The 18,249-nt window shown below is 64.5% G+C and carries 11 protein-coding genes; 6 read left to right on the top strand and 5 right to left on the bottom strand.

Annotation, left to right across the window (positions count from 1 at the left end; translation table 11 throughout):
- Positions 1–141: 141 nt before the first annotated feature.
- On the top strand, positions 142–972 hold the full coding sequence (locus ACV4UY_RS11455) for an aldo/keto reductase family protein (protein ID WP_491607721.1): 831 nt from the start codon (positions 142–144) through the stop codon (positions 970–972).
- Between the two features lie 30 nt (positions 973–1,002).
- On the opposite strand, the gene ACV4UY_RS11450 is transcribed toward ACV4UY_RS11455, so the two are convergent.
- Positions 1,003–2,136 (bottom strand): hypothetical protein, encoded by a 1,134-nt coding sequence (locus ACV4UY_RS11450; RefSeq protein WP_491607720.1) that lies wholly within the window; start codon positions 2,134–2,136, stop codon positions 1,003–1,005.
- A gap of 199 nt (positions 2,137–2,335) precedes the next feature.
- Positions 2,336–4,150 carry a hypothetical protein gene (locus tag ACV4UY_RS11445; protein ID WP_491607719.1) on the bottom strand — a complete coding sequence of 605 codons (1,815 nt, stop codon included), beginning with the start codon at positions 4,148–4,150 and terminating at the stop codon, positions 2,336–2,338.
- A 690-nt stretch (positions 4,151–4,840) separates the two neighbouring features.
- Between ACV4UY_RS11445 and ACV4UY_RS11440 the strand changes: the two genes are divergently transcribed.
- Positions 4,841–5,113: a hypothetical protein gene (locus ACV4UY_RS11440; protein WP_491607718.1), complete on the top strand. Its 273-nt coding sequence runs from the start codon at positions 4,841–4,843 to the stop codon at positions 5,111–5,113.
- A gap of 122 nt (positions 5,114–5,235) precedes the next feature.
- Here ACV4UY_RS11440 and ACV4UY_RS11435 read toward each other — a convergent pair whose 3' ends face one another.
- Positions 5,236–6,336 (bottom strand): SpoIIE family protein phosphatase, encoded by a 1,101-nt coding sequence (locus tag ACV4UY_RS11435; RefSeq protein WP_491607717.1) that lies wholly within the window; start codon positions 6,334–6,336, stop codon positions 5,236–5,238.
- Positions 6,337–6,564: 228 nt separating this feature from the next.
- Here ACV4UY_RS11435 and serC point away from each other — a divergent pair, with 228 nt between their 5' ends.
- The 3 genes from serC to ACV4UY_RS11420 all read left to right on the top strand — a co-directional run bounded on the left by serC (position 6,565) and on the right by ACV4UY_RS11420 (position 9,742).
- Complete coding sequence (gene serC, locus ACV4UY_RS11430) at positions 6,565–7,653, top strand: 3-phosphoserine/phosphohydroxythreonine transaminase (RefSeq protein WP_491607716.1); 1,089 nt, start codon at positions 6,565–6,567, stop codon at positions 7,651–7,653.
- Between the two features lie 122 nt (positions 7,654–7,775).
- Positions 7,776–8,369 carry a VanZ family protein gene (locus tag ACV4UY_RS11425; protein WP_491607715.1) on the top strand — a complete coding sequence of 198 codons (594 nt, stop codon included), beginning with the start codon at positions 7,776–7,778 and terminating at the stop codon, positions 8,367–8,369.
- Entirely contained in the window at positions 8,366–9,742 is a 1,377-nt protein-coding gene (locus tag ACV4UY_RS11420; protein WP_491607714.1) for a DEAD/DEAH box helicase, read from the top strand. The genes ACV4UY_RS11425 and ACV4UY_RS11420 overlap by 4 nt, the downstream gene beginning before the upstream one ends.
- Positions 9,743–9,946: 204 nt before the next feature.
- Here the strand turns inward: ACV4UY_RS11420 and recB are convergent, their stop codons facing one another.
- The gene (gene recB / locus ACV4UY_RS11415; protein ID WP_491607713.1) at positions 9,947–13,612 is read right to left on the bottom strand and encodes an exodeoxyribonuclease V subunit beta; all 3,666 of its coding nucleotides are present in this window, start codon (positions 13,610–13,612) and stop codon (positions 9,947–9,949) included.
- Entirely contained in the window at positions 13,609–17,190 is a 3,582-nt protein-coding gene (gene recC / locus ACV4UY_RS11410) for an exodeoxyribonuclease V subunit gamma (RefSeq protein ID WP_491607731.1), read from the bottom strand. The genes recB and recC overlap by 4 nt, the downstream gene beginning before the upstream one ends.
- A 129-nt stretch (positions 17,191–17,319) precedes the next feature.
- Between recC and ACV4UY_RS11405 the strand changes: the two genes are divergently transcribed.
- The gene (locus ACV4UY_RS11405; RefSeq protein WP_491607712.1) at positions 17,320–18,048 is read left to right on the top strand and encodes an SPOR domain-containing protein; all 729 of its coding nucleotides are present in this window, start codon (positions 17,320–17,322) and stop codon (positions 18,046–18,048) included.
- Positions 18,049–18,249: the final 201 nt, after the last annotated feature.

The raw sequence follows: 18,249 nt of genomic DNA, 5'->3' as shown, positions 1-18,249 counted from the left end.
GACCGTGACTTCGGGTGAAAGGTTCTTTTAGGATAGGCCCCATGGGGGAATTTGGAAAGACATCCTTGGCATCACGCGCACCATGAGGAGACGCGAATGGCAACTGGTGAGGGAAACGATCGAAAAAACGGGGGGATCCCCATGCCCGGCATCGTCTACGGCACCGCCTGGAAACAGGATCGAACCGCCGCGTTGGTGGGTCAGGCCCTGGCACTCGGCTTTCGGGGCATCGATACCGCCTGCCAGCCGAAACATTACCACGAGGCCGGGGTGGGTCAGGGGGTCGCGGCGGCCCTCGGCGCGGGGATCAAACGGACTGAACTTTATATTCAGACCAAATTCACCCCCCTGCCCGGTCAGGATCCCAACCGCATCCCCTATGATCCCGAGGCCCCCCTCGCCGACCAGGTGACGCAATCCTTTCAGGCGTCGTTGCGCAATCTCGGCACCGATTATCTCGATGCTCTGCTGCTCCACTCCCCCCTGGCCACGATCGGACAGACGCTTGAAGCCTGGAGAACCCTTGAGAAAATCCATCTGGCTGGAGGCGCCCATCGTCTGGGAATCAGCAACTGTTACGATCCGCGCTTGTTGGAGCACCTGATCCTGAACACGCGCGTCAAACCGGCAGTGGTGCAGAACCGGTTTCATGCCCAAACCGGCTACGATCGGGAGATCCGCGCCTTGTGCGCCCGGCTGGGGATCGTCTATCAGAGTTTCTGGACCTTGACCGCCAACCCGCATCTCCTGGCCCATGCCGCCCTGACCAGCCTGGCCCGTGAACGGCACTGCACCCCCGAGCAACTCTTCTTCCGGCTTCTGACCCAACGTGGCATCACCCCCTTGACCGGCACCACCTCAGCGCGGCACATGGCGGAGGATCTGACGATCTTCTCCATCGAACTCGACGGGGATGCATGTGCCGCCCTCGAAAACGCGTTGTTCAAGGGGGGCCTGGGAACGCCGGGGTAGAAAAACCGTCCAGGTTGCGCAAAACCCGAATCAGAAGCCGCCGCTGATCCCCAGGGTGAGAATCCCATAGCGATGGTCGAACTTGTGGGCGCTAAAGGCGTTGTAGGAGAAAGGCACCTCACCCACGAACTGGTTTTTCATCACCTGTCCGCGCACGAAGAAACCCGCATGTTCGAAGAGCGGGAACGGCGGTTTGTAACCGATCTCGCCGGTCAGGAAATGGTTGGTGTCGATGGCGTTCTTCCCGAGTTGGACCACCGCCTCGTCCACATCGCGGTTCCACTTGACGAATCGGTATCCCAACCGCGCCCGCCACTCCGGCGACATCCAGGAAAGACTTCCGCCCACCTGAAAATAGGTCGAATCGTAACCGATGTTCAAACCATTCGGGATGGTTTGGCCGGCGGGTGCCGGCACCTTGAAATCCAACACCTTGCCGCACTGACTCACGCACACGCCGGATACGCCGATCGAACCATCGGACATGGTTGCCGGTGAGATCACGAACTGACCCGCCGAACTCTCCCCACCCACCGAAATACCGTTGATGGTCAACCGGTCAAAGGAGACGCTGCTCTTGCCATAACCGACGAATGTGGAAAGCGCGGTGTTGCTGGGCAACGTCCAGGTGCCGATCAGATCGATCTGCGCCTGTTCGTCTTGGGGGCTGTCGATGCGGATGGCATTGGCCGTGACGCTCATAGCCCCCGTGGTGATGGTGGTGGGCGAACCCTTCGAGGCATCCGAGGCCGAATCGCGCCAGCCGCTCAACCGCAAGGCAATGGCTGGAAAGGCGCCCAGCGGCTGCAAGACCTGAAACTGCGCGGCGGCATGCAAGGCAAGGCTTTCGCCATTGTCATACGGGGTGATGATCTTGCGGTTCCAGACCCCGCCATCCACCCACAACCGTCGGGTCAAGGCCAGACCGCCACGGGCATGCAGACCCCGGTAATCGCCGATGGCGTTGTTGCGCGGGTCCGGATCGCCGCGCATCTTGAAGAGATCCACGGTGCGGTTCATCAGGTCCACGCCGACCTCCCCCTCGCCGTGCATCGCCTCGAAGCCGGGATGGGCGGTGAGAAACTCATCCAACGGCGCGGCGTAAGACAGGACCGGCACGGCAAGCCCCAAGATCGCCACCTTCCACCCCATGTTTTTCATCATGTCCGACTTCATCCCGCAGGCGGTTGAACGTCAAATCCGAACGGTCCACCGTGCGCAACGGGTTCATCCGTGCGCAACGGGAATCGACTGTTCCAGGATCGGCAGGTATCCCATCCGATGACCACACCCTGGAGTGATTATCGGCAAAAAAAACGCGCCCACAAGGGGCGCGTTTTTTTAAAACAGGTCGCAAGGTCGATTACTGCGCGGAGATCGTGCCCTGAACCACGGTGAACGGCTTGGCGATGGTGGTGCTGCAGGTGGTGTCCGTGGAGGCGCACGCCGCCAGAGGAATACCACCGATGGTCACCTTGTAGAAGTAGTTGCCCACCGAACCGCTCGGGGTCATGGAGGCAGAGGCCGGCATCTTGCTGCTGAACAGATTGGCGACCTTGAGGTTCAGCGTGGCCGGAACCTGAGAACCGCCGGTTCCACCGGTGACGGTGAGCAGATCGGCATCCACGTTGGTGATGGTGGCGGAAGCTTCAGCCGTGGCCGAGGTGGTGTAATAGGTCACCGAAGCCACGCCATTGGCCGGCGCGGTCAGGGTGAGGTTGGTGCCGTCGCTGCTCCAGTTGTAGCTGGTGCTCGCCATGATCTGACGCTGCCCGGTGGTACGGGTCTCGGTGGCGCCATCCTTGAGCAGGGCGGTCACGAGGGCGACACCCGAGCCCTTGTTGTTGCCGAGGCTTTGGCCCAGGGAGAAGTTGATGACCGGGGCCTTGCCACTACCGTTGCCGACCGCGGTGAGGTTGGAGGCGCTCAGGGCGGTCCCGACATTGGCGGTCATGATCCCGGTGGAGCTGACGCTCTGGGCAATGGTCTGGTTGGAGGCGGAAGCCGTGGTGCCTTGTGGATAATCGGTCAGGGTCACGGCGGGATGCACGATGAAGCTCCCGGCGTTCACCGCGGCGGTCGCATTGGTGGTGACGGTGGTGAGATCCACGGCGGCAGTCGGAACGGTGGTGGTCACGGGTGCGGTGGTGACCGCAGTCGTGCTGGTGGAGACCGTGGTCAACTGCGTGGCCAGGGCGGACCCGGTGGTGATCACGCCGGCGGCGATGGCGGTGGAGACATCCGTGGCCAACTGGGTCTTGGCCGCGGTCGAAGAGGTGATGCTGCTGATCAGGCCTTCCGAGCCGGAGGTGATCAGATTGGCACCGGTCCCCAAGGTGCCGGTCGTGGCCGCGGCACTGGTCACGTTGCGGACCAGGGTACCGGCCAGGACTTCGGCGGTCACCAGGGCGCGCTGGCTGCTCACCATGGCCAGAAGCGTGGTTGGGGTGATCGTGTTGCTGCCGACGGTGACGTTGCTGCTCGTTCCGGCGAGGGAGGCGGCATAGGTTTGCATCAAATTGCTCACCGCGGTCGGGGTCGCCAGACCGGCGGAGGAGGCCAGACGGCGGAACACTTCACCCGCCGCGTCACCGGCCTGCGAGAAGGCGCTGGTCTGGGCGGTGGTGGTGATCGGGGTGGACATCGGGTTGGCGAACTGGGCATCCGAACCGAAGCCGAAAGCCTTGACCACGTTGGTGACCGCCGTGCCGGTGATCTGGGTCACTTCGGTGGTGGACTTGGTGGCCAGACTGGCCAGACTGCCACCCGCAGCGGCCTTGATCGCCTCGGTCATCAGGGTGGTCTGGGGCGACAGGTTGGCGGTGGTCTGGGAGGAGGAGGTCACCAGGGACTTCAAGGTCAGGTCATTGGCCTTGTTGGTGGTTTTATCCGTACCGCCGCTCACCTCGATGCGCAGCGGGGTGGCGCAGGAGGCGGGCACGGTCACGCTGTATTTGCCGTTGGTGTCCGTGGTGGCGCTGGTGCAGGCGGTGGTGCCATCCCTGGAATACACCGACACCGTGGCGCCCTGGAGCAGACCATCGGAGGCAAGGCCGCCCAGAGCGATGCTGGTGGAGCTGTCACCGCCGCTGCCGCCGCCACCACCGCATGCCGTGGTGCCGACGACCAGAGCCAGCGCGCCGGCCATGGCCAACAAAGTGCTACCCTTGAAATTCATGGATTGGACTCCCTGTTTGATCATTTTTGTGTATACCCCTTGAATCGGTTCAAAAAAATAACTAAAACGGCACGCAATCGCCGCCAGTACGGGAAAGGTGTGGTGTGGTGTGACTAAATCCTGATTTTCAAGGCACATCTGGAACAATTCGGATTGTCTTGGCTTAATCACAATGGGATCCATGATGCAAGTCCGCCCATGAGATGTCAAGATTTTTTTTCCACAAAAACGTTCGAAATACCACAAATCCGACTTATGTAACAAAAGATGGCAACACGGGCAGATATTGCCCATGGAATAGACATTCACAAGATCGATTGCCACGGCATTAGGCACGCATTGCCTGAAAGGGAAGCGGTGGAAAACAGCTCAAAAAGCGGCAAAACGGGGATGTTTTTGTCTTATAATCAGAACCTGACACAGCTTGCACGGCTTTTGCATAGACCAGAATCAAACGGCATGGCATGAGGTGGAATACGGCTTTGCCCTGGCCCGCCTCACAAGTCCGGTCACCCGGTAGCCTTGCGCCGTCTGAACGATTCCTTCTGGGGACCACCGATCCCCGCTCGCCAATCTTTGGAATCGTCCGCATGTGGCGCGATCCGCTGGGACTCGCTCCCCCTCGGGTCGCGCCTGTACCCCCATGGATGCCGTGCCAAAAACCGCGGTCACCACTGTCAGGAGGACACCATGTTCACAACACGGAAGCATGACTGGTTTTGCGGGGCCGGAACCTATTTCTGGACCTCCGACACCCGCCTCGTCGATGTCGAACTCGGCTACTGCGCCACCCGCCACGATCTGGAACGGGCCATCAACGTGGTGGTCAAGCATGAGTGGGATGGACAACCGGTGGGCGGCATCGCCTATCGCACCCGCGAAGAGGATCGACAGCAACATGCCTCCGTTTTTCTGTTCCTGCGCGCCACGCGCCAGCACGCCTTCGCGGAACAAGCAGGCTGACCCCCGTTGACCCGTCGTTCCCGCCCCTCTCGTTGCGCAAACAAACCAACGAGAGGGGCGCACGATCGCACCCCCCAATCCAGATTCCGCGCACCCACCCCAATCCCAGCCATGGCGACGCCTCACACCGTCAACTCGACCAGCGTCACGTCGTCGCGCAGATTCGGATCCCCCTGGAACCGCTCCAACTCCAACTGGATCGACTCCAACGGCGCCCGCGTCACCGCGATCCCGGAAAGGACCCGATTCAGATTTTCCCCTCCGAAGAACAGTCCGTCCGGGGACTGGGTTTCATACACCCCATCCGAATAAAGGTAGATCAGATCCCCCTCCCGCACCGCCATCACCACCTCCGTCTCCTCGACGGCGATCTCCCGCACGATCCCGAGCGGCATCTGCTTCGACGCGGGGCCCCAGAAACCGTGACCGTCACGATGGACAAACAACGGATGCATGCCCGCATTGTACACGGTCATCCGACCTGCGGCCCGATCGAGGGCAATGAAGGAGGCGGTCAGGAACATGTCCACCGGCAGGCGGGTATGGATTTTTTCATTGATTTTTCTCAGGATATCCCCTGAACCACACCCGATTGGCATCATGTCGTGAAAAATATCCGACACCAGCGGACCGCATACCGCCGCCGCCAGACCATGGCCGGTGAAATCCCCCAACAACACATACTGCACCCCGCGCGCGTCCCGGGCCGAGAGCACCAGATCCCCGGTGGTCTTGTCCACCGGGGTCATCAACAGACGCATGGCAAAGGGATCGAACCGGTCATCCTTGCGCATCTTCTGAATGACGTTCTCGATCGCATCGCGATCCATGGCCACCTTCTCGGCCAACTCCACCCGGCGCAGCCACGCCTTCAGACGCGCTTGCAAAATGATGTGGTTGAACGGCTTGGAGATGAAATCATCCCCGCCGCAATGCAGACATTCGGCCAACAACTCCTGATCCTCCACCCCGGTGAGAAAGATCACCGGCGGTTGCACGTCGTCGTTGGCCGTCTCCGCCCGAATCCGCCGGGTCGCCTCATGGCCGTTCATCCCCGGCATCATCACATCCATCAACACCAGGTCGGGATGCTTGGCGCGAAACATCTCCACCCCCTGCTGGCCATCGCGCGCCATCAACACCGCATGCCCCTCGCGTTTCAGGAAACGCTCCAGATGCAGCCGGGCCAACGGATCGTCATCCACAACCAGAATGGTACGCATGTTCAGTTACATCCCCTGCGAATCTTTCCATGGAACCACGCATCCGCGAAAAGGCATGCTTGCCTCTGGCCACGCGCTGGAATACCCTGTCGTGATCACGAAACCGAACGGACGCGGCGGGAAAAGCATCCCGATGCGTCGTTCCGTCCAATCATAAAGCCAAGCAACGGTCAGGCCAAGAGCTGATCCATGCCGCATGACCAACCCCTTCAAGGAGAGATTCGCCCCATGAAACGTGTATTCAATTTCAGTGCCGGTCCCGCCGTTCTGCCTGTCGCCGTTCTGGAACGGGCCAGGGATGAGATGCTCGATTACAAGGGATCCGGCATGTCGGTGATGGAGATGAGTCACCGTTCCAAGGATTACATGGCCATCATCGCCAATGCCGAGGCCCTGCTGCGCGAATTGATGGGGATTCCCGAGGATTACGCCGTGCTCTTCTTGCAGGGCGGCGCCTCGTTGCAGTTCTCCATGCTCCCCATGAACCTGATCACCGATCCGGCCACCCAGTCGGTGGATTACGTGCTCACCGGCAGCTGGGCGGAAAAGGCCTGCTCGGAGGCCAGGAAACTCTGCGCCGACGTGCGTGTCGCGGCCACCACCAAAAGCGTCAATTACACCCGCATCCCCACCCAGGCGGAATTGACCCTCAACCCCAATGCCGTCTATGCCCACATCACCAGCAACAACACCATCTTCGGCACCGAATACCCCTATCTGCCCGATACCGGCGACGTGCCGTTGATCGCCGACGCCTCCTCCAACATCCTGTCGCGCCCCGTGGAAGTGTCGAAGTACGGCATGATTTATGCTGGTGCGCAAAAGAATCTCGGCCCGAGTGGCGTCACCGTGGTGATCATCCGCAAGGATCTCATGGGCCGAAAGGCAAATCTGCCGACGATGCTCGATTATCAGGCCATCGCCAAGGAAGGCTCCATGCTCAACACCCCGCCCACCTACGCCATCTACATCCTGGGCCTGGTGCTCGAATGGGTGAAGGAGCAGGGCGGCGTGAACGAAATGGAGCGACGCAACATCCACAAGGCCGGGAAACTCTACGCCGCCATCGACAGCTCGGCGTTCTATCTCTGCCCCACGGAAATGGCCAGCCGCTCGCGCATGAACGTGCCGTTCACCCTGGCCAACCCGGATCTGACCGACGCCTTCCTGGCGGGGGCCAAGGCCGCCGGTCTGGTCACCCTCAAGGGCCATCGTTCGGTGGGCGGCATGCGCGCCTCGATCTACAACGCCATGCCCGAAGAGGGAATCGACGCCTTGATCGCCTTCATGAAGGAGTTCGAACGCGTCAACGGATAACTCTTGATCAATTCCGCGAGGTTGGATACGGATTTCATGTTTCCCGAACATCAGGCCCCATCCCCTGGCGGATCCCATCCGGTCAACGCTCCACGTCACCCGAACGACCTGGAGCGTGGCCGATGAAAAACCCCTTCCACAATCTGGTCCAGTTCATCGACCTGCCCAAGCGACTCCAGATCCACTATCCGGGGCCGCGTTGGGCGGTGGTCGGGGCCTACATGCTCACCATCTACCTCACCCTCCCCCTGACCCCGATCATCACCCGGGGAATCTTCACCATCATCGGCAGGCGCGAAACCGGGCTGATGATCTCCACCATCCTGCTGATCGCCCTCGGGGTGGTGGTCGGCATCCTCTATCGGCGCATCCGCCGCGAACAGCGCATCCACGCCCTGTTCCCATTCCTGGCCATCCTGCTGGTGGCCTACCACACCGACAACCCCTCGGAACGGGTCCATCTGCTCGAATACGGCTTTCTGGCCTTCCTGGTGTTCCGCGCCATGGGGGAACCGCGCGGCGCAGGATTGCTCTGGTCCTATGTGACGGTCATTCTGCTCGGTTTTTCCGACGAGTGCATCCAGTTCATGCTCCCGAACCGCTACTTCGACCTGGGGGATGTGGCCTTGAACGGCCTGGGCGCGGCCTGCGGCATCTGGTTCGCGATTCTGATGCGTCAACTCCCCGCCCCCAACCCGGACCCCCTGCCGTCATGATCAAGGTCGCCTTCGATCTGGGATCGCTGATCATCTCCGGTCCGGTCGAGTCGCTGCAACCGGTCGCCACCCTCCTGCGTTGGGACGACCGCATCGAGGCCTTCCGCGCCGAAGCGCGCCACTACGCCCCCATCGTATTGGCCCTGCACCGCGCCCGCACCCCCTACGAGGATCGCGCCCGCGCCTTCGAGCCGCGTTCGTTCCGTCCGCGCGGCGATCACGCCCCCCGTCCCCACCAGAAAAAGGCCTTCGAGGCCTGGGTCCAGGCCGAGGGACGCGGGGTGGTGGTGCTGCCCACCGGCGCCGGCAAAACCCTCATCGCCCGCATGGCCATCACCCGCGCCCAACGCGACACCCTGATCCTGGCCCCGACCATCAACCTGGTGCAACAATGGCACGACCAACTCGGTCAGGCCTTCGGGGAACGGATCGGCATGCTCGGCGGCGGCGAATACGAACTCCAGCCGATCACGGTCAGCACCTACGATTCGGCCTACATGCACATGGAGCGGATCGGCAACCGCTTCGGATTGCTGATCTGCGACGAGTGCCACCATCTGCCCGCCGCGACCACCCGTCTGGCGGCCCTGATGTGCGTGGCTCCCTATCGGCTGGGACTCACCGCCACCCCGGAGCGGACCGATGGCGGAGAAGAGGATCTGTTCAACCTGCTCGGACCTCTGCTCTATCGCTGCGAGATCGCCGATCTGGAAGGGGAGTTTCTCGCTCCCTACCGTCTGGAAGAGGTGCCGGTGATCCTCGACGAGGACGAACGCCAGGCCTATGACGCAGCCTATGCCCACTATCGGGAGTTCGCCCGCGCCACCGGGGTGAGTTTTTCCAAGCCCAACGGCTGGAGTCAGTTCATCATGGTGTGCGGTCGCTCCCGCGAGGGACGGGAGGCGATGGCCGCCTATCGGTTGCAGAAACGTCTGGCGCGCGCCTCGCGGGCCAAGCTGCGCATGGTATGGAGTCTGTTGCGACGCCATCGCCACGAACGGGCCCTGTTGTTCACCGACGACAACGATACCGCCTACGCCATCGGCGAGACCTTCTTTTTGCCCGTGATCACCCACAAGACCAAGATCAGCGAACGAAGCCGGTTCCTGGAGGGTTTCCGGGCGGGGGAGTTTCCGTTTCTGGTCAATTCGCGGGTGTTGAACGAGGGGATCGACCTGCCCGAGGTGAGCGTGGGGATCATCGTGTCGGGCAGCGGCTCGATCCGCGAGCATGTGCAGAGGCTGGGCCGGCTGTTGCGTCCGCGCGCCGGCAAGCAGGCGATTCTGTATGAACTGGTCTCCCAGGATACCGCCGAGACCTTCACCAGCAAACGCCGCCGCCAGCACGCCGCCTATCAACGCGAAGAGGGGTAGGCCGAACGCCAAGCCGTTCGGGTCGTCGAGTTCTTGCTTGAGAACAACGACACAACCGAGGCCGCCAGGATGGTGGAGAACGGGCTGGCGCGGGAGCCGGAATCTTCCGAGGCTCGGCAATTCAAAGCCAAAATCGCTGAAAAGAGAAAACAACCCGGCGGGCACGGGACAGGCCCTTGCAAATTGGTGAAAAAAACGTCCGGTTCACCCCTCCGGGGTTTGGCCAAACCACCCATCAAGCACCGCCAGCATCGCCGGGGTCGCCTCCAGATGCCAGATGCCGCGCGCTGGGGTGTCCAGACCGCGCAGGAAAAGAAACAGCGCCCCGCCCAGATGGCGCGCCGGGTCGTAATCGACCAGACGCACCGACAACAAGCGATGCAGGGCGTACAGATACAACACCCCCTGGAGGTCATGCCGGGCGTGCAGGATCGCGGCCCGCATCGCCTCGGGGGTACAGGCGGCATCATCCGGACCGAGCCAGGTGGATTTGTAGTCGATCAGGTAGTAACGCCCCCCGTGCTCGAACACCAAGTCCATGAACCCTTTGAGCATCCCTTGCAGGGTGCGATCCGCGAGGGTCGGACGCTCCCAGCCGGGCTCGACGGTGGCGCGCAGCCAGCGATCGATCTCGGCCACCGGCAGGCGCTCGACCGCCAGCCAGAACTCGAGTTCCACCTGCCAAGTTTCCAGATCGCTTAACGAAACCTCCGAACCGATCCCGTCCAGCGGCAAGGGGGTGGCCAGAAAGCGGGTCAACCAGGCGCTCAGCGGGTCGGTCCAGGCCGACCAGCCACGCGGATCAAGACGTCGGCCCACCTCCGCGCGCACCCCTTCCGCATCCGCGCCCACCGCGCCGAAGCCGCGTCCGCCACACCAGGCGAGCAGTTCATGCAGCACCGTTCCCGCCCTGGCCCCACGCGGGAAGGGGTGCAGACCCGTCATCCACGGCTCGGGCGACATCCCCTCGGACGGCGCCCCCGCCCGCTGGTCACGCTCCAGGACCAGTTCGCGAAACCGCGCCTCCCCCGCGCTCTCCAGGCTCTCGACGCCACCACCCGCCGAACTCGCCAGCAGCGCCGAATAACTGGCCATCCACCACCCATCCCGCACCCGCCGGCGCGCCTGCCGCGCCGGTCCGACCACCGCGCCATCCGGATCGGCGCCAAACCGCTGCGTGGTCGGCTCCGGAGCCGGCAAGATCCGGATCGCGCCATCCCCCTCGTCGAGCCGGGCCAGATGCGACATCAGGGTCTCGGCGGCCCATCCCTTCTCCACCGCCGCGCCCAGAAGACGAGAAAGCGCGCTCTTCTCGAACCCCTTTTCCATCCCCACCCCGACCCACACCGCATGCCGGGCACGGGTCAGGGCCACGTACAACTGGCGGGTCTCCTCGCGCAACCGTTCGAAGTCGAGCCGCGCCAACAGGGTCTCGTCGGCGGTCATGAGGAGACTTGCCACGCCTTCATCGTCGTGCAGACGGGACGGCAGATCCCCCTTGCCCAGCGGACGGCAACTGCCGGCAAACGGGAGAAAGACCAACGGGTACTCCAGCCCCTTGGATTTGTGCACCGTGACGATGCGCACCAGGTTGGCGTCGCTCTCCAGACGGGTCAACCGCTCCCCGGCCTCCCGCGCCCCCTCCCCGGCCTCCCGCAACGCCTCGTCAAGAAGCCGGATCACCGCCAACTCCCCCTCGCCGTCCGCCTCCCACCGTCCCAGCAGCTCGGCCAGATGCAACAAGTCGGTCAACAGCCGCTCGCCGCTCCGCTCCCCCTCCAGCGAGCCGTGCAACAGACGCGCGGGCACCCCGAATTCGTGCATCATCCGGCGCAGCATCGGCAGCACCCCCTGGCGCCGCCAGCAACTCTTGAATCCCGCGAACTGGCGCATGCGTCGCTCCAGCAACCGCTCATCCCGCGCCAGGGCATCGATCTCCAGCCAACTCACCCCGAGGGTGGCGGTGGCCATGGCAGTGCGCAGCAGGCGAGTATCCTCGGGGGCGGAGCAGGCAGCCAGCCAATGGCGCAGCTCCACCGCCCCCGGCGAGGAGAACACCGACTCCTGATCGGAAAGATAGACGCAGCGCACCCCGCGCCGGGCCAGGGCGGCATGCATCAACCCGTATTCGGCGCGACTCCGCACCAGGACGGCCATATCGCTGGGGAGAAGCGGCACCAGCGCGCCAGCCCCATCCCGGAATCCCGCCCGATTCGAACGTCCCAGTTCCAACAGACGGACCATCGCGCTCGCGCAGGCGTCGGCCAGCCAGGGACGCGGCCCGTCGCTCACGGCCAGGGTCATGGCCGGTTGGGGCGTCTCCTCGACCTCGAAACGCGCCTCCCGCCCCTGGGCGACCACCGGATGAAACGGAATCGGATCATCCTCCCCGCGCCGATGCAGAAAAGCCCCCGCACCCACCCGTGCCTCGGCGTCGGCGAACACCCGGTTGACCGCCGCCACCATGGCCGCGCTGGAACGGAAGTTGCGCCCCAGGGTGTGGATCCGCCCGGTCAGCACCCGTCGCGCGCGCAGATAGGTGTGGATATCCGCGCCGCGAAAGGCGTAGATCGCCTGTTTGGGATCGCCGATCAACACCAGCGCCGTGCCATCGCGGGATCCATCCAGATCGCGATAGATGGCGGCAAAGATCCGGTATTGCACCGGATCGGTATCCTGGAACTCATCGATCAGGGCCACCGGGAACTGCCGGCGGATCAATCCGGCCAAACGGACCCCCCCCGCACCGTTCAACCCGGACTCAAGTCGGGTGAGAACGTCGTCGAACTCCATCACGGCCAACCCCTGCTTGGCCGCCGCGAAGCGCGCCGCCACCCAGATGGCGGCATGCACCCACAACCGCCGGCACACCCCCTCCCAGCGGGCCTGGGTTGCACGCAGTTCCACGATCGCCTCCCAGGCCGGATGGTCGGGGGGCGATCCCACTTTCCACGCCTCGTTCAATCCCCCGGGGGTCAACCGCCACCAGGCCGCCTCGGTCAGCTCGGGAAAAAGCGCCTCGGGATCCGCGCACCAACGCCCGAACGCCTCCAGCCACGGTCCGTAGTAACGCGCCTGGATCTTCAAGCCATTCACCCGCTTGCCGGCCACCGCCTCATCGAGCATGGCGCGCATGAGGCCGATCCAGGTTCCGAATTGTCGCTTGACCGCGCCCAATTCGGCGCGGATCGCGCTTCGTTCGTCCAGGATCGCCGCGAACGGGCCCGGATCCTCCAGCAACCCCACCTGGCGGAACAGCCGCTCCACCCCGCGCGCCAACCGGTTGTAATCGGGCCAGCAGTCGAACAACTCCCTGGCCTCGACCAACGACAACGGCGCCAGATGCACCCGCCAGTAATCCCGCGTCACCTCGGTGAGCAGCTCGCGCTGATCGGCCACCAACTCCTGGGTGAACAGGGAGTCGCTGTCAAAGGCGTGCTCGCGCACCATGCGGTGGCACCAGCCATGGATGGTCTCCACCGCCGCCTCGTCCATCCACTCGGCGGCCAGCCGCAACCGTCGCGCGCACCCCGCCCATGTGGCGGGCGGATAATCGGCGCGCAAGGCGACAAGCAACGGATCCCAGCCCCCATGGATGGGCGTTTCATCCTCGAAACAGGCCGCCGCCTCTCCGAGCCGGGCGCGAATCCGCTCGCGCAACTCGCTGGTGGCGGCACGGGTGAAGGTGACGACCAGGATCTCCGGAGGGTTGAGCGCACCCCGTCCCCCCTCGACGGCCCCATGGCCGAGCACCAGCCGCACATACAGCAAGGCGATGGTGTAGGTCTTGCCCGTGCCCGCGCTCGCCTCCACCAGCCGCACGCCGGAGAGGGGAAAGGTCAGCGGTTGCAGCTCTTGCGGGGCGCTCACGGGCTCTCCTCCATCCAGCCATCCCCCACCAGGGCTTCATCCAGCTGCTCGAGCACGCTGGCCGCGTCGCGCAACGGCGCCAGCAGCTTTTCCGACCACCCCTCCAACGCGCCGACCGCCGCGAAGGCGTCGAAATCGTGGAACACGCGCCGGACATAGGGGTTCAACACCCGCTCGCGGACAAAGCGCCTCTCGGCCTTCCGGGGATCGTCGAACCCGGCCCAGCCCACGGCGGGCAGAAAGGCCAACGGGGTGCGCATGCCTTGCACCCAGGCCCCCATCAGCGACTCCAGGGCCGCCTCTGCCTCGCCGGGCGGCAGCGGGGCCAGCTCGATCCCCCCATCCCGACCCAACACCACCGTGGTCACATCCCCCGCCACCGTTCCCCAGGCCAGATGTTCGATCCACGGCACGGACAGGGCCTCGGGTCGGATCGTTCCGGCATCAAGCAACCGACTGGCGGTGCGCACGATCCTTCCCAACCCGCTCCCCGACCCGCGCCGCACCCCGCGCAGCCGATCGACCACCCGCACCGCACCCCCTTCGACGGCGCTCTCGAACCGAAAACTCCGTTCCCCCTCCTCCTCCTCGGGCCAACGGGCGACGAACCGCGCCTCCCGTCCGTTCAGGCGGGTCAGTGTCTCCCGCAACATCCCGGTCAAACGCTCCCCGTGCCCACCCGCCGGCAGGGCCCCACGCATCCGCATCCGCGCCAACCCCAGCTCGAGCGCCTCCGGCTGGCGACGGTTCAACAGCTCATCGACACGCCCCCATTGCGCCAGGGCGTCCAGCCCGAACGGCTCATGATCCTCCAGAAACAGCGCCTCGCGTTCGAAACGAACCCCCAACCGCTGCTGAAAGAAGCTCTTGACCGGATCCTTGAAGTGTCGGGCCAGATCCAGAAGCCGCAACGGCTCCTCGCGGCTCGGCGGCGGCAGGAGCGACGGCGGCTTCTCTCCGTCCCCCGTCGCGACCGACGCGGGTCGCCATTCGCGGGCATAGGTGAACTTGCAGGATGGGGAACGAATCCCCTCGCCCCCCGACCGTGGTTCTCCCCTCGGGAGTTGACCGGTTGCAGGGCATGAGACGCCACGCTCTCCGGCGGGGAAATAGTCCAGGCTGAACGGCTGCAAGGGGTGAAGGGTGGTGAGGGCCGCGACCAGGGCCGCACCGGAGTCCGGCGAAGCCCCATCGCGACGCGCCAGGGTCCAGCCGGCGGCCAGATGGTCGCGCAGCTGTCCGACCAATACCGAGGGGGGGAGTTCGGCGTTGTCGTGGATGCCGCGTCCCACCCAGGAGATCACCAGCCGCTCACGGGCCGACAACAGCGCCTCGAGAAACAGATAGCGATCGTCCTCGCGCCGCGAACGGTCGCCAGGACGGTAGCGCCCGTGCATCAGATCGAAATCGACGCGCGTTCCCGGACGAGGATAGGCCCCATCGTTCATGCCCAACAGGTAGACCTGCCGGAACGGAATGGCCCGCATCGGCATGAGGGTGGCAAAGGTGACCGATCCGGCGAAAAAGCCGCGCGACAACCCGCCATCCTCCAGACAGGCCAGCCAGTATTCGGCGACCAGGGATTCGGGCAGGGAATCGGTCAATCCGGCCTCGGCGCACATGGCCTCCCAGGGGTCCAGCACCTCCTCGAGCCGCAGCAAGGTATAGGCGTCGGCATCCTCCTCGTCCGGATCGAAAAAACGCGCCAACAGCCCCCGCAACCGTCCGCACCATTCGGGCACGGGGGCAAGGGTGGAGAGTTCGCGCCAGCTCCACGCCACCGCCGCCACCAGATCGCTCAAGCGACCCAACAGCTCCCCATCCCCCAGCCCGATCTCGTCAAAAGGATCCACCCCCTGCCAGGGACCACCCCGATCCCCGAGCGCATACCCCAACAGCATGCGCTCCAGTCCGAAACGCCAGGTGTGGCGGGTGCGCTCTCCTTGGGCATCCTCGGGAACTCCCAACGCCGCGCAATGGCCCGAATCAAGCCCCCAGCGAATGCCCGAATCCCGGATCCAGCGCCGCAACAACGGCAGATCCTCCACGCCGATGCCGAAACGACGCCGCAAGGCCGGGATCTCCAGCCAGTCCAAAAGGTCATTGGAGGTAACCCGAGCGCGCGGAAGGGTCAGCAGTTTTTCGACCACCCGCAACAACGGGTCGGTCTGTCGCCGGGTGCGGTTGACCACCACGAAGGGAATGAAACGCGGATCCGCCGGAGCGTGCAGCCCGAACACCGCCTGAACATGGGCGGCATACTCATCGATGTCGGGCACCATCACCAGCACGTCGCGGGGATTCAGGCTCGCATCGGCGTTGAAGGCGGCCAGAAGTTGATCATGCAGGATCTCCACCTCCCGCCCGGCGCCATGGGCGATGTGAAAGCGCAACGATCCATCCCGGCCCGCATCGACCGGCGGCCAGGTGTCCCGCGTTTCGGCCAGGGGACGCAGCTCGAGGATATCCTCCTGGAGCTGCCAGAGCAGGGTTCCCGCCGCCTCCCCGCGCTCCACGAAACAGCTCTCGCGCTCCGGCTCGAAGGCCAACGCCACCCCCTCGCTCCACAACGCCCCCTCGCCGACCGCATCCTCCAGCAAGCCGATGAAATCCCGTCCCTGCATCCCCCAGGCGGCCAACAACGGATGGGCCTGGAGATGGAGCGACGCATCGTCCGCGATCACCGATCCCACTCCCCGCGCGTGACCCGCCACCCCACGATGGCGAAACAGCTCCCGACCGGCGATCACGTCGGCCCAATAAAGCTGACACGGGTTGTGGACATACATCAACACCCGCGTCCAGCGGGAGAGCGCCATGAACACCTCGAGCGACTGGTACGGCAGGGAGCTGATGCCGAAGATGGTGACCCGAGGCGGCAGACCGACCGGTGTCCGCACCCCCTCCATGGCACGACGCAGAAAGGCGGCATGCACCTCGGCCCGACCCCGACCATGGAGGGGCTCACCGACCCCCCGCGCCACGTCGTCGATCAGGATGCGCCAGAGTTCCGCCTGCCAGCGCTGTTCCTCGGGCATGGCGGTCCGCCGACCGCGCGCATCGATCAAGGCATCCTCCCCACGCGCCCAGGCACTCAGCCAGTCGGCGCGATAGACCTGATACTGGTCGAACAGATCCGCCAGCCGTTCCGCCAGTTGATGGGTTTTGCGCCGCTCCGGATCCTCGCGCAGAAAATGACGCAACGCGGCAAACGCCTCCCCGGCGACGATCTCCGGCAACAGGCGCATCAGCCGCCAGACAAGGCGGGTCTTGTCGAACGGGGTCTCCTCGGGCACGGCATCCCCCCCCAACACCGCCCGATAGACCCGCCACACGAACCGGGCCGGCAGCAGCAGCTCCAGTGCCGCCGCGATGCCGAGTCCGCCACCGGCGCCAGGGGCCTGGGCCAGGCCGAGTTTCAACCACTGGGCCATGCCGTTGCTCTGCACCAGAATGGTTTCATTCACCAGCGGCGCGAGGGGTTCGTGTTTCAGGCGGGCGACCAGATCGTCGCGCAGCAGCTCGATGCGATTGCCGTGAATCAGGGTCAAGCCGCTCTGGGGAGGGTCGAAGGGCATGTTGGCGGATCGGATGTTGAAGGTTTTCAGCCGTCTTGACACCCGGATCGCCACGGGATCCGGATTGACATACGTTAAGAGAGAGGCTACCTTGTGACCAGTCGTTTCAATCCGCTCCGTGGAGTGACCATGAAGATATCCCCGAATCGGGAACAGTTCGTCCTGGTGATGATCATGAACGGTCTGTTCGCGTTCATCGTGATCGTGCTGGCGGTGGAGGCGCTGATCTCCTCCCGCGACCGGGTGGCGCGCACGGACAGCCCGCCGGTGAGCGCGGCCAGAACCGAGAAGACCCCGGACAAGGGGGGCGAGAACAAACCTGCGCCGACTCCTACGAACGTTACCACGCCGCATGTGGAAGTCAAGATCCCCGAGGCGCTGATGAAACATCCGGAAGCCGGGAGCGGTGCCAAACCCACCGCCGAGGCCCGGGCCGAGCCACCCAAGGCCCAGACCAGGCCCGCGCCCCTGCCGCCTCCGGGCATGCCGCAAATTCCCGGCCCCACGACCTTCAATCCGCCGCCCGCCGCCCTGTCGAACGCCGGCATGCCACCCCCGCCGCCGCGTCCGCCTACGGAAGACGCCGCCAGGCCGGCTGCCGAAGAGGGGGGCCACACGGTGCAGCTGGGTGCCTTTTCCACCGAGGAGAAGGCCAACGCCCTGATCGCCCGGTTGGCGTCGTTGAAGCTCGACGGCAGGCCGATCCCGGTCACCCAGCAGCCGATCAAGGCGGGTGGCAAGACCATGTACCGGGTGCGCATGGGGCCATTCAAGGATGCGCAGCGTGCCCGTGCCGCCGCCGCGTTGGCGAGTCGTCAGGCCGGTGTGGCTGGCACGGTGCTGGGACCGGGCCATTGATCCCGGACTCCGATTCACCCGCGCAGGATCATGAACCGCACCCATCTACGGGATGCGTTGTTCCATTTGCAAGGATCCAGCAGGCCAGTTTACCGTGGAACTCCCGTCAGGGAGGTCCACGGTTGGGGGGTGAGGGGGTGCTCCCCCCAGCAGGCCAGTTTACCGTGGAACTCCCGTCAGGGAGGTCCACGGTTGGGGGGT

The organism is Candidatus Magnetaquiglobus sp. (genome assembly GCF_058402785.1).
The sequence above is the reverse complement of the archived record's forward strand: the minus strand, read 5'-3'. Positions and strand labels throughout refer to the sequence as shown.